Origin of the sequence: Sphingopyxis sp. HIX (assembly GCF_001468285.1) — a bacterium.
Classification (GTDB): domain Bacteria; phylum Pseudomonadota; class Alphaproteobacteria; order Sphingomonadales; family Sphingomonadaceae; genus Sphingopyxis.
In genome coordinates this window covers 1-14,397 of sequence record NZ_LNSB01000073.1, presented here as the reverse complement: position 1 = coordinate 14,397, position 14,397 = coordinate 1, and the positions used below count along the sequence as shown (strand labels likewise).

The following is a 14,397-nucleotide window of genomic DNA, read 5'->3' as shown; positions in this document are numbered from 1 at the left end:
CCCTCCACCATGCTTCGCATGGTCCCCCTCCCCATCGCTTCGCGACAGGGAGGATTAAAAGGGCCCCCTCCGCCCGAAACCCGCCCTTCGCCGTGGCTGCGACGGCTACGCCTCCAACCGCCAGTCCCAGCCGAACGGGTCGCCGTCCATCACCTCGACCCCTGCGGCGATGAGTTCGTCGCGCAGCGCGTCCGACGTCGCGAAATCCTTCGCCGCCCGCGCCTCTTTGCGGCGCACCAGCGTCGCCTCGATCTCGTCCTCGGCAATAACGGCCGTCTTCGGACGCACCCGCAACGCGGCGCGATCGATCGTCAGCAGGTCGAGCCCGAGCACTGCGTCCATCGCCGCGAGCGTGCCACGCTTCTGGCCCGCGTCGATCTTCTTCATAGCCGCGGCTTCCTCGAACACGGTCAGCGCGACCGCGGTGTTGAGGTCGTCGGACATCGCGGCGTCGAACTTCGCGAGCAGGTCGGTCAGGCGGCGGTCTGAAATTTCCGCTGCTTCCACGTCGCGCACCGCCGCGGCCGCCATCACCAACCGCCTGAGCCGCGTCAGCGCCGCCCCCAGCCCGTCCCAGCTGAACTCCAGCTCGCTGCGATAATGCGCCTGCAGGCACATCAGACGATAGGCGAGCGGGTGGTAGCCCTTGTCGATCAAGAGCTGCACGCGCAGGAATTCGCCGCTCGACTTCGACATCTTGCCCGAGCGTTCGACGAGGAAATTATTGTGCATCCAGAAGCGCGCGCCGCTCGCGTCGGAGCAGCTGTGCGCCTGGTTCTGCGCGATCTCGTTCGGGTGGTGGATCTCGCGGTGGTCGATGCCGCCGGTGTGGATGTCGAAGGGGAAGCCGAGCAGTGCTTCCGACATCACCGAGCATTCGAGATGCCAGCCCGGCGCGCCGCGGCCCCAGGGCGAATCCCATTCCATCTGGCGCGTCTCGCCCGCGGGGGTCTTGCGCCAGATCGCGAAGTCGGCGGGGTGGCGCTTGCCGTCGACGGGGTCGATGCGGCTTTCGCCCTCGTCGGTGCCGTGACGCGCGAGGCGTCCGTAATCGGCGACCGTCGCGGTATCGAAATAGAGGCCGCTCTCCAGCTCGTAGCAATGCTTCTCGGCGATCGCCTTCGCGAAGTCGATCATCTGCGGCACATAGTCGGTGGCGATCGACCAATGCGCCGGCTGGCGGATATTGAGCGCTTTCACGTCGGCCCAATAGGCCTCGGTATAGTGGCGCGCGATGTCCCAGATCGACTGCGCCTTTTCGGCCGCGGCCTTCTCCAATTTGTCCTCGCCCGCATCGGCGTCGTCGGTCAGGTGGCCGACGTCGGTGATGTTGATGACATGGGTGAGCTTATAGCCCTTGAACGACAGCGTTCGCCCGAGCGTGTCGGCGAAGACATAGGCGCGCATATTGCCGATGTGGGGGTAGTTGTAGACCGTCGGGCCGCAGCTGTAGACGCGCGCCTCGCCCGGGTGGACGGGGACGAACTCCTCGAGGGAGCGCGTCAGGCTGTTGAACAGCTTCAGCGGCGGGGAAGGGCTATCGGTCATGTCCGCGCCCATGCCCCGCGCCGGGGTTTGCCGTCAACCGAAAGCCTTATTCGGCCGGCGGCGTCCACAGGTCATCGTTGCCCGCGCCGGTCACCGGATCGTCGAGCAAGGGCTCGCCGGTGAGCGGGTCGAGGTCGCGCATCGTGATCAGCGGGGTCGGCAGGCTCATGCCCTCGGCATCGTCGCCTTCGCCTTCTTCGTCATCCTCGTCGTTGATGACGTCCTGGACCGGGAAGGAGGATTCGAATTCGAGGAAGGCGCAGGTCGTCGAGCTGACGATCAGGCAGCCGTTCATCGTCGAGCCCGAGTCGAAGGCGAGGCCGCTGCCGCTCAAGGGTCCGCTGCCGATGACGAAGCCGTCGATCGACAGCAGCGGGATCGCGTCGAGCCCGGTGACCTGCCCCGACGGGCCGAGGTGCACGCCGTTGATGACGATGCGGCTGTCGGCGCCCGCGACATTCACGTTGAGCCCCAGCGCCCCGAAGGTCAGCCCGCGGCGCTGTGCGAAGCGCGTACCTTCGCCGCTGTTCTGGACATAGAAGCCGCCCTCGACGGTGACGTCGATGCCGCCCGCGAAGAGCGCGCCGTCGCCCTGGACGATGCCGTCGTTCTGGCCGAGCCGCTCGTCGATCGCATCGATGTCGGGTGCCGCGGCGACATCGGCGATCGCATCGGCGGTTGCGACGATGACATCCTCCGACTGCAGGATGAGCCGGCCCGCGGGGGTCGAAGTCGCGCTGCCGCTGAGGCGGATCGTGCCTTCGCCCAGGATCACCTCGAGCGCTTCGTCGGCGATGATGCGGAAGCTGTTGGCGTCAGACATGCCGGTGATCGCGGCGTCGCCGATCACCCGCGCCTTGCCCTGCGTCGCGATCGTCAGCGAACCATTGGCGCCGAGGTTCGAAGTCGGCCCGCCCGCGGTGAGCGTGAAATCGTCGATGATCACGGTGGGCGGCGTGCTGCTGCCGACGCTGGCGATCGCCGGACCGCCGGGCGCGGCGGCGACGAATCCGCCGTTGTTGCCGCCGAGGTCGGGCGCCAGGATCGTGATGTCGTTTCCGAACAGGCGCGTCATCTCGGTCTGGTCGATGTGATAGCCGGTGCGCGTGCCGGTGCCGCCGATATAGGTCACGCTGTCCTGGTCGATGTTGCGGACCTCGAGCGCCTGCGTCGTGCCCTGCGTGCCGAGGCGGCCGGCCGAACCGATCGTGATGTCGCCCGAGGCGATGATCATCGAGCGGCCGACCACCGCGCCGTTGACCGTGAGCATGTCGCGCACCTGCACGCCGAGCGCGTTGGTGGCGGTGACATTGCCGAGCGTCATGACGGTGTCGGCGCCGAGTTCGACCTCGTTGCCCGCGAGCTGGGTCACGCTGAGGCTGCCGTCGCTGCGGATCAGCGCACGCCCGGCGACCGACCCTGCGGTGACCGAGACGTTGTTGCCGCCGAAGATGAAGGCGTCGCCGACGTCGGTCTCGATATTGCTGAACACCGCAGTGCCCGACAGCCCGTTGATCTGGATGGAATCGGCAACGAGCGCGATCGGCCCGGCCGAGGCGAGCGTGCCGATGGCGATCGCGCCCGCGTCGGCGCCGATCGTCGTCGTGCCGCCGCTGACCAGCGTCTGGGCCTGAACGCCGAGGCGGCCGTCGATCGCCATAGCGCCACCGCTGCCCGTCGTCGCGCGGCGGATGGTGAGTTCCTCGCCCGCCGACAGCCCCAGGTCGCGCCCGGCGCTGACCGAGCCGCCGGTGATCGCGCCCGGCGTGCTGACCGTCAGGTCGCGGCCGGCAGCCAGCGTGTCGATCGGCGCATTGTTGGGCGTGATCAGGTCGGCGAGGTCGACCGCGGCGGCGCGGATGCGGATGTCGCGCCCGGCGGTGGCCGGGGTCGACACCGTGAGTCGGCCCGTCGCATCGACGATCAGGTCGTCGAACGCCTGCGCGCCCGCCAGCGTCGTTTCGCCGCCGTCGGTGCGGATGTTCGAGGCGCCGCCGGTGACGCCGGTGCCGAGCGTCCGCGCGCCGCCGACGTTGATCGCGCCCAGCGCGGTCAGCAATATGTCGTCGCCCGCCGACAGGTCGTTCGCGTTTATGTCGCCCTCGGCCGAGGTCATGACGATGTCCGATCCGTCGACCGCCCCCGGCCCGCCTTCGCCCTGGCCGATGGTGAAGCCGTTCGCGCCATAGTCGAGGATGAAGCCGTCCTGGCCCGATCCGGTGGCGGTTGCGCCGTTGACCGTGACGTCGCCGACCGAACGGATCTCGATATCGTCGCCCGCGGTCACATTGGTGAGCGCGACGCCATTGGCGCCCGCGACGGGCAGGATCGGGTTGATCGTATTGCCGAATCCACCGGTGCGTACGAGCAGATCCTCGCCCGCCGCGACATTGGTCAGTTCGGCCGCGCCGAGCGCGTTGACGCCCAGCATGCGGCCCGCGCTGCTGTTGGTCAGCACCACATCGCCCTCGGCATCGATGAACAGATTGCCGTCATAGACGAAGCCGTCGGGATCGTCGGCGCCGCCGAGCGCATTGGCGCTGACGGTGATGTTGCCGAGCGCGAACATCTCGATATCGCCGGTCGACGAGAAGCTGCCGCTGATATTGCCGCTCGCCTCGACGCGCATTTCCTGGACGCTGTTCACCGTGTTGAATGCCGCGTCGCCGCCCGTCGCAAAGGCCTCGAAGCTGCCGTCGCCGGCGATCGCCCCGCTGATCGCGATGCTGTTGCCGACGAGGCCGATATTCTCGCCCGCGTCGATCGTGGCGCCGCGGATGCCCTCGGCCCCCGGCGCGTTGCCGCTGGCGAACAGGCTGACGGCCGATCCCGCGTCGAGTGCGTTGAAATCGATCGACTGCGCGATGACGACGATATTATCGCCCGCGGTCGAATTGCCGAGGTTGGTGGCGCCGCTGGTTGTGATCTCGATATCGTCTTCGGCGATGATCGAGTTGAGCCCGGTCGTGAAGCTGTTGGCGTTGACGATGAAATCGCCCGCGGCTTCGCCATGGCCGACGGTGACATTGCCGTCGAGGTTGAATTCGACGTTGCTGCCGATCTCCTCGCCCTCGGGATTGTCGCCCGTCGCGTCCATGAAGGTGACGTCGACGTCGCCGCTGCCGACGATGCCGATGTCGTCGCCCGCGATCAGGCGGTTGAACGTGCCGCCCGCGGTGGTCGAAATGAAGATGTTGGCGCCGGCGTCGATGGTGCCCGCCGAATTGACCGCGCCGTTGGTCGCGATCAGTTCGATGTTGCTGCCGCCGGTGACGTTGCCGACGGTGACCGAGGCGCCGCGGATGCTGGCGACGGCGGCGGCGTCGATGTCGCCGGTCATCTCGACCGCGCCCGCGGCGATCACCGACAGCGGGCCGTTGGCGTTGATCGCCCCCGTGGCGTGAACGCCACCGGTGCTGGCGGTGAGGCCGAGTTCGCCGACGTCGACCGCAATGTCGTTGAGTTCGATCGCGCCGCCGTCGGCGCGCAGCGAAAGCCCCGCATCGACGTCGCCGGTGAGCTCGATCAGGTCGCCGGCGGTGAGCAAGATGTTGCGCGTCGAGGTCAGCGCATTGGCGGCGATCGCGCCGCCCGCGTCGAAGCGCATGTCGCCGCCCGAGTTCGCATTGCCGACGTCGATGTCGCCTCCTGCGGTCAGCGTCAGGTCGTTGCCCGCGCGCAGCAGGCTGTCGTTGTCATGGTCGATGTCGCCGCCCGCGCCGAAGACGATATTGCCGCCGGCGACGACATGGCCGTCGGTGACGATATTGCCGGTCGTTGCGGTCAGGCCGATATTTGTCCCCGCGGAGACGCCTTGCAGATCGAGGCCGGTGCCGCGGACCGTGGTCGCGAGGCCCGAATCCAGCGCGCCCGTCGCGGTCACCGTCCGCGCCGAGGTCAATATGATATTCGCGCCGGCATTGGCGCTGGTCAGCGTGATCGGGCCGCCGGTGCTCGTCGCGATGAGCGAGCCGCCGGCCTCGACATCCTGGAGCGCGATGCTGAGGGCGTTGAAGGTCGCGTCGTCGGCGGCGAAGGTGCTGCCGGTCACGGTCAGTATTCCGGCGACGGTGCCCGACACGTTACTGCCGATCTCCTCGCCCTGCGGGTTGCTGCCCTCGGCGGTGATCGACGCGACGGTGACGTTGCCGCCCGCGGTGATCGAGACGTCGTCGCCCGCGACGAGCGCGCCCAAGGTGCCGCCGGCCGCGGCGTTGATGGCAACATCGCTGCCGGCCGAGATCGTTCCGGTCGAATTGATCGCGCCGCTGGTCGAGGTGAGCGAGACGAACGAACTCGACGACACATCGGCGACGTCGATCGATCCACCCGTCATCTGGACGAAATTATTGCCCTGGGTCGCGCCGGTTATCCTGATCGCGCCCGTCGCTTCGATCAGAACCTCTGCCTGCGTGACGACGCTTGCGGCGGTGACGCCGCCATTGGTCGCGCGCAGCACGATCTGGTTCGCAAGACCCTGGGCATTCAGCAGATCGACGCTGCTGCCCTCGATCAACATGCCGCCGGCGGTGATGTCGGCCAGATTGACCGCGCCGACGGCGTCGATCACCGCAAAATCCGCGGTGATTGCGCCGCTGTCGATCGTGCCGCCCGCGTTCCAGCGAACCTGGCCCGTCGCATCGACGGTGCCTGCGATATCGATGCTGCCCGGCGTGTCGATGAAGACGCCGGCGCGATTGAAGTCATTGTCGAGGCCGAAGCCGGTGGCCAGCGCCGTCGCCGCCGATACGTCGCCGCCCGCGGTGATGCGGATGTCGTCGCCCGCGGCGAGGTCGGCGAACTGGCCGGTGGTCGCCGAGGTGATCGTCAGGTCGTGGCCCGCCGACAGTGCGCCGATCGCGCCGATGCTGCCCGCGGTCGATTCGAGGATGATGTCGGTCCCCGCGGTGACCGATTCGAGGTCGAGGCTGCTGCCGGTGATCGTCGTGACGAGCCCCGAGCGGATCGTATTCGTCGTGGTCACGACCCCGCTGGCGGTCGCGGTCAGATTGTCGAAGGCGATCGCGTTCGACGCGTCGATCGTGCCCGCCGAGGCGGTGAGCACGATGTTCGACAGGTCGGTCGGGCCGGTCTGGAGCTGCCAGACGTCGGGGCCGCCCGCGGTCGACGGCGCGAAGATCAGGCTCCGCCCGTCGGGACCGGCGCCGGTGGTCGATACATTGTCGACGATCACGCAGCAGGTGCCGGTGACGATCATGTCGTCGCCCGCGGTCGAATTGGTTACCGTCGCGGTGTTGCCCGCGAGGACATAGAGATCCTCGCCCGCGGTCGCGCCGTCGACATTGGCGTTGGTGCCGGCGCGCACGCCGATCATCGTCGCGGCGCTGGTGCCCGCGAGGACATTGGCGTCGCCCGCGGCGTTGATGAAGAGATAGCCTTCGGACGGGCCGTTGGGCCCCACATAAGTGCCCGCCGCGGTCGCCTGCGCGGTGATGTTGGTCGCCGCGGTCAGGTTGACGTTGCCGCCCGCCGCATAGGTGCCGGCGATGTCGCCGCTGCTGTTGATGACGATGTCGCCGTCGGTGGTCGCCGAAAGGCGCGCATTGCCACCACTCGACGAGGCGAAGAGCGAGCCCGTGGTGGTAACGCCGTCGTTGATCCGGATCGTGTTGCCGAACAGGTTGACGTCGCCGCCCGCCGTGATGCTGTTGCCCAGGATGCCCTCGGCCCCCGGCAGGGTGCCGGTCGCGTTGAGCCCGACGTTCAGCCCGGCGTCGATCGTGTTGAACACGATCGATTCCCCCGTGACCGCGACGAAGCCGCCCGCGGTCGAATTGCCGAGGTCGACCGCGCCCGGCGACGTGATGTTGATATCGCCGCCGGTGATGATCGAGTTGAGCCCGGTCGAGAAACTGCCGACATTGGCGGTGAAATCATTGTCCGCCTCGGCATGATCGACGCTCGCCGCACCCGTCGTGCCGAAGACGATGTTGCTGCCGTCGAGTTCGGAATCGAGCCCGGTGCCGTTGGTGACCAGATTGCCCGCGACGACGGTGCCGCCCGAGAGGCTGATGTCGTCGCCCGCGGTCGCATCGGCGATCGCGACCTCGCCCCCCGCATTGGCGGTCAGGTCGATGCCGCTGGTCGAGGTGCCATAGACGTTGATCCGGCCATTGGCCGCGAGCAGCAAGGTGACGCGGTCGGCGGCGAGCGAATCGACGTCGATCGCGCTGTTGAGGCCGGTGGCGTTCATCACCAGGCTGGTCCCCGCGCTGACCAGGCTGCCAGGCGCGCTGCGGATGGTGTTCACCGCGGTGAACGACGCTTGCCCGCCGGTCTGGATCGTCGGCGCGGTGCCGTCGCGGAAATCGTGGCGGATATCGACCTGATCGTCGACATTGACCGTCAGATTGCCGCCGACGTTGAGCTGGCCGTCGCCCTGCGCATAGACGCCAAGCGAGCTGCCCGTGGTCAGCGTCACATTGCTGTCGGTCTGGATCAGCCCGCCGTCGCTGATGCCCATGAAGATGCCCGCGGGCGCCACATCGGTATCGCTGTTGGTCAGCGCGGCGTCGCCCGCCGCGCTGGCGGTCAGGCTGGTCATGTTGATGCTGCCCTGCGCGAACAGCTCGATGCGGCCGGCAAGCGTGCCGTCGGCGTCGATCGTGGTGGCGCCGAAGTTGATCGTGCCGCGGTTCGCCCCCGAATTGCTCGCGTTGATGACGACGGTGCCGCCCTGGTCGGCGAAATTGCCGCCGTCGCCGACGCTGCCGGCAAAGCCCGCGCCGCCCGCGCCGCCGACGCCCGACGTGCCGCTCGCGACGATCGAGACCGGGTTGCCGCCCGAGCTGATCGTGCCGCCGTTGACCGACAGGCTGACGGTGCCGCCCTGGCCGCCGCCGCCGATGCCGCCCTGGCCGCCGACGAAGCCGGTGACGATATCGTCCATCGTGCCTGGCATGCCGTCGGGCCCGGGCAGGGTGACCGTTTCGGCATTGTCGCCGCCGTCGCCGCCGTCGCCGCCGACGCCGAAGCTGCCGAGCGCGGCAGTCCCGTTGCGCCCGACGCCGAGTTCGATCGTGGCGCCGTCGTTGGCGGCCAGCTCGACGGTGCCGCCGCGGCCTTCGCCGCCGGAGCCGCCGGTCGGGCCGAAGCGCGGGGTGTTCCCGGCGTGGAGCGCGGCGTTGCCGCCCGCGCCGCCGGTGCCCGTGGTGACGAAATTCGCGTCGGTCACGACCGCGCGCGCCGCCGCGCCGTCGGCCTGGACGCGCGCGGTGCCGCCGACCGCGTGGCCGCCGCGCCCGCCCGCGCCATCGGACCCGTCGCCGCCGTCGCCGCCGACCGCGCTCGCGTCGAGCACGGTGCCGACATTGCCGACGTTGAAGTCGGTGACGATCAGCTGCGCGGTGCCGCCGCGGCCTTCGCCGCCGTCGCCGCCGACGTTGTGGAACCCGCCGTCGCCGCCCGCGCCGATCGCAAAGGCGCTGACCGTGCCCGTCGCGGTGACCGCGGTGGCGAGCTCGATCGTTGCGGTGCCGCCCTGGCCGTTGCCGCCGAAACCGCCGGCCGCGCCGCCGACGGGCAGCGAATTGAGGTCGAGCAGCGATCCGCCGAAGCCGCCGAAACCGCCCGCGTCGGCGGTGATGTCGCCGGTATTGAGCGTGCCTTCGACGAGGTTGATCTCGGCGGTGCCGCCCAGCCCGTCGCCGCCGTTGCCGGTGTTGCCGACGACGCCATTGACCGACACGAAATTGCCGCCGTCACCGCCGATGCCCGACGCGAAGGCGTTGAGCGTGGTGGTGGTGACCACCGCGGTGCCGTCGAGGTTGATCGTCGCGGTGCCGCCCTGGCCGAAGCCGCCGTTGGTGCCGTCGACCGGGTTCAGCGGGTCGTTGTCGTCGCCGTTCTGGCCGACGCCGCCCGCGCCTGCCGCGACCGCGCTGATATTGGTCGCGTCGAGCGTACCGCCGAGCAGGTCGATCGTCGCGGTGCCGCCGAAGCCCGAACCGCCGGTCAGGATTCGCCCGCCGCTGCCGCCGAAGCCGGTCGCCGAGACGACGAGATCGCCGACCGTGACCGCGCCGCCGGTCTGGGTATAGATCGCCTGGCCGCCGCGGCCCTCGCCGGTGTCGCCGGTCACGATGCCGCTGAAGCCGTCGGCCGAAATCTGGAGCGCGTTGCCCGTCAGCTGGCCGCCCTGGACGTCGACGGTGATGTTGCCGCCATTGCCCGCCGCAGTGCCGCGGAGGAAGGCGGCGCCCTCGAACGGGGCCGCCGCGCGCCCGTCGGCCGAGGCGAAGAGGCTCTGGAAATTGAGGATGCTGGGGTTGAGGTTGTTGTCGAGCAGCTCGAAACGGATGCTGCCGCCCAGCCCGAGCACGATATTGCCCGCGCCGCTCGTATCGCCGCCGGCGATGCCCGTCGACGAGAAGAAGCTGGTGTGTCCGAAGCCCATCGTGCCGCCGTCGATCGTCGCGGTGATGCGCCCGGCGTTCGCCGCGGTGCCGCCCTGCGACACGCCCGCCGCGGCGTCGACCGAGAAGAAGCTGGCGCCTGCGCTGTCGTTGGCGTTGAAGACTCCGGTGTTGGCGACGCGGAAATCGATCGAACCGCCCTGCGCGGTGCCCGCGGCGCCGGTGCTATTGTCGGTCGACGCCTCGGCGGTGACATTATAGCTTCCCGCCACGATCGTGCCGCCGTCCGCGGTGAAGTCGATATTGCCGCCGGTGTTGGTGCCGGTGCTCATCGGGATGCCGGTGCTGAACTGGCCGGCGTCGGCAATGACCTGGAAATCGGATTGCGCGCTGATCGTGCTGTTGCCGCCGCTGCCGATCGCGGTGACCGTCACGTCGCCGCCGACGGCGTTGCCGCGATTTTCGCCCGCGCCCGAATCGGCGCGGACGTCGAGCTGGATCGAACTGCCCGACAGCAGCCCCGATCCGCCGTTGACCGTGATGTCGATCGTGCCGCCGTCGCCGTCGCCCGACGTGCCGCTGGTGCCGGTCGGCGTCACCGACCCGCTGCCGAGGCCCGCGGCGTTGACGAGCAGCGAGCCGACGTTGAGCGCGATGCCGCCGTCGATAGTGATATCGACGTTGCCGCCGGTGCCGTCGCCGCCCGCTGCGCCTTCATCGCCGCCCATGTCGGGGGTGCCACCGGCCCCGCCACCGCTGCCGCCGGCGTCGAATTCGGTGGTGCCGAGGTTGGCGGCGCTCGTCGCCGCGGCGTTGAGGTCGATCTGGATATTGCCGCCCTGGCCGACGCCGCCTGCGTCGGTGATGATCGTGCCGAGCGTAGGGCTGGACACATTGCCGCCGCCGGTTCCGCTGGCCGCGACGGTGGTCAGCGGCGAGGTGATCGACGAGCGTATGCCGCGCTGTTCGAGCCGCGCGGTGCCGCCGGTGCCGTCGCCCGACTGGACGTTGCCGACCTGGCCGGCGCCGTTGGCGGCGATGGTGATCGAGGTGTTCGCGGTCAGGCCCGCCGTGTCCTGGACGCTGATCGTCGCACTGCCGCCGGAGCCGCTGCCGCCCTGGTCGGCGGCGACATTCACCGCGACGACACCGCCGCCGCGGCCGTTGGCCTGGACGTTGATCGAATTGCCGTTGAGCACGCCGCCGCCGGTCAGCGTGATCGAGGCGGTGCCGCCGGTCGCATTGCCGCCGGTGCCCGCGGTGCCGACGATCGCGTTCGCCGATGCGGCGACGTTGACGTTGCCGATGACCGTCGCGTTCGCCGTACCGCCTATATTCAGGCTGGCGGTGCCGCCGGTCGCATTGCCGGTTACCGCATCGGGCAGACCTGGCGCCTGGACCGACAGATTGCCGCCCGCGACGAACTGACCGCCGGTCATCGTGAAGCTGGCGTTGCCGGGGACCGCGCCGACCCCGGTCGACAGCACCGCGAAATTGCCCGTCGCGCCGACAATCTGGTTCGCGCCGACATTGACCGTCGCGCTGGCGTCGCCGACGAAGGTCGCATTGCCCTGGACGACCAGCCGGCCGAGATGCGGCGGTGGCGCGACGACGACGGGCCCGCCCGTGGGGATCGTCGCGAGCGGCCCGGCGACCAGGTCGCCGCTGGCGCGCGCGGTCACGCTGCTCTGGAAGATGGTGTCGGCGATGGTGATGTTCGCCGCGGTCGTGTTGACCGGCGCGGCCGCGAGCGCTCCATTTTCGATATTGTAACCCGCCGACAGCACCACCGCGCCGTCGGGGTCGGTCTGCGCGACGACGGCGTCCTGATAACCGAGCTGGCCCGAGATCAGCATCGTGACCGCGTCGTTCTTCGGGATCGCGACGAGGTAGACGCGGCTCTGGTCGGTGTCGCCCTGTGCGTGCGCCGGGCCGCCGGTCACGCCGGTGTGCGTGATCGCATTGCCGCCCTCGGCGCCGACGGTGACGTTGATGTCGAAGAGGCCGTTGTTGATCGTGATGTCGGCCTGTTCGGCGGCGACGAGCGCAGCCGATCCGTCGACGTCGATCAGCCCGCCCTGGTTGATGCGCGGCGCGACGAGCGCGATATAGCTGCTGCCCGGGTTGCCGGGATTGGCGGCGCTGATGAAGCTTTGCGGGCTGATGTCGATCGACGAGGTGCTGCCCGCGGCGCCGCGGAAGCGGATTTCGTTGTTCGCGCCGTAAAGGCCGCCGGTGGTGTCGATATCGTTCGCGGTCAGCACCAGGCTGCCGACGTTGATCACCGCGCGCGCGCCGATCAGGATGCCGCCGGCGTTGTAGAACCAGATATTGCCGCCCTGCGTCGCAGGCACGCCCGCGGGCCCGTTGACATAGCTGTTGACCGTGCCGTTGAGCGCGATCTGGCGGCTGATCGGGATCGGTAGCCCGCTGAGCGGATCGATCGCGATGAAGCGGTTGAGGACGGTGTAATTGCCGTTGCCGAAATATTCGAGCGTGTTGGTCGCGGGCAGGAAGTCGATCGGCGCGCCGTTGGGCGCGGTGTCGGTGGGCGTCCAGTTGATGATCGTCTGTGCGCCGTTCGTGGTCACCCTGGTCGTGCCCGGCACGGTCGGCGCGATCGTCGCCGTTCCAAGCCCCGGTCCGGCAACGACCTGTCCCGACCCGGCAACGCCCTGCGCCAGCGCGGGGCCGCCGAGCGCGAGCGCCGCCAACCCCGCGGCGATCGCGCAGCTGGTCAGCAGGCGCTGCTTGCCCTTGCGGACGGGCTGGGTCGAAGCAGTGGTACGCATGGCGGACATCCTCGAGGAAAAGCTCATATCAGCGCGCCTTCACGCCGAACTGGGTGGTGAAGGAGAGCAGGAAGCGCGGGTCGGGCTTCTGCGCCAGGAATCCCGCGCGGTTGAGCGGCACCGCGACGGTCAGGTCGAGCCGCCCGATATCGCCATAGGCGAGGCGGAGGCCGCCGCCCGCCGAATAGAGTTTCTGCGGATTGAGCCCCGCGAAGGCGAGGTCCTTGTTCCACACCCAGGCGGCGTCGAAGAAGACGAAGGGCTGGAAGGCGGCGCTCTCGGTATTGGCGGGGACGAGGCTGCCGTAGCGCGCCTCGACCGACACCGCGACGCCGCTGTCGCCGATCACCGTGCCCGGGTCGAAGCCGCGGCCGACGGTGAAATTGCCGCCCGAGAACTCTTCATAGGCGAGTAGGGGATCGCTCGCCCATTGCGCGCGCGGCGCGGCCGACAGCGTGAAATCCTTGGCCGGACGCCATTCGGCGACGGCATTGGCGCGGAGCAGGAAGGCGTCGGGTTTGCCCTCGACGCGCGTCAGCGGGATCGCGCCGGGCAGGAAACAGGCGGCGCCGGTCGGCCCGCAATCGTCGCTGGCGCCGAGGAAGCTCACGCCCTGCCGCGCCTCGAGCGAGCCGCCGAGATACCAGCGCGGCTCGGCCGCGCTGTAGCCGCTGCGCCCCGCGACCGAGCCGGGATCGGTGAAACTCGCATCGGCGCGCAGGTTGAAGACGCGCAGCCGGTCGCGGTTGATCGGCACGCCGCCGACCGCGATGTCCTGGTCGATCAGGTCGAGCCCGCCGCCGAGCGTCACCCGCCGCGCCTGCGTCAGCACCAGCGGATAGGCGGTGTACAGGCTGACGATCTGCGTCTCCGACTTGATCGCGAGCGCCGCGACGCTCGGCCGCGTCCAGGCATAGGTATAGCTCGCGCCGAACTTCAGCCCCTCGTCGCCGACGCGGAACTCGTGCGCGACCTGCGCGACATTCTGTTCGTCGAAATCGGGGGTCGAATAGAAGCTGACCGTGGTCATGTCGCCCATGCCGGTCAGCCCGAAGACGCGCGCGCGGGCGATCCCGCCCCAGCGGCCGACGTCCTTCGATCCGAAATTTTGCGCGTTGAAGTCGATGATCGCCGCGGTGCGGTCGACCGTGACCTCGCCGACGACCTCGCCCGGCGCGCCGCCGGGGCGCAGGGTCAGCCGCGCCGACAAGCCCGGGATGTCGCGCGCGAGCAGCAGATAGCGTTCGGCATCGACGATGTTGAACACCGGCTGGTCGTCGAGGTGCGAGAGATAGCGCTGGAGCAGTTTTTCGTTGGCGCCGGCGTCGCCGCGCACCTCGATGCGGCTCATCCGCGCCGCGAGGATGTCGAGCCGCACGACGCCGTCGTCGCCGATCGTCTGCGGCGGCACGCGCACCGCGGCGAGATAGCCCTGCGAGCGCAGCATCGTCGCGGCGCGGTCGCGGATGTCGCAGACCACCGCGATCGGCAGATCCTGCCCGACGCGGTCGGACCAGGCGCCGTTCAGCATCGCGGGATCGATCCCCTCGACGGTCGAGAATTGCACGTCGCGCAGCGTGATGCGCACATTGGCGAATTCGGGATTGGCGAGCGGGCAGGGCGCGCGCTCGATAGCGTCGTCGGCGGCCAGTATCTGTTCGTTGGGCGCGGGGGTCGGGGGC

Annotated in this window: 3 protein-coding genes; all 3 read right to left on the bottom strand. The window is 69.4% G+C overall.

Features of this window, described 5'->3' with window-relative positions:
- Positions 1-105 precede the first annotated feature (105 nt).
- Positions 106-1,548: a cysteine--tRNA ligase gene (gene cysS, locus ATE62_RS22085; RefSeq protein WP_058810596.1), complete on the bottom strand. Its 1,443-nt coding sequence runs from the start codon at positions 1,546-1,548 to the stop codon at positions 106-108.
- 46 nt (positions 1,549-1,594) lie between these two features.
- Positions 1,595-12,715 (bottom strand): hypothetical protein, encoded by an 11,121-nt coding sequence (locus ATE62_RS22080; protein WP_058818617.1) that lies wholly within the window; start codon positions 12,713-12,715, stop codon positions 1,595-1,597.
- A 28-nt stretch (positions 12,716-12,743) separates the two neighbouring features.
- On the bottom strand, positions 12,744-14,397 hold a 1,654-nt coding region (locus ATE62_RS22075; protein ID WP_058810646.1), incomplete at its 5' end, for a ShlB/FhaC/HecB family hemolysin secretion/activation protein.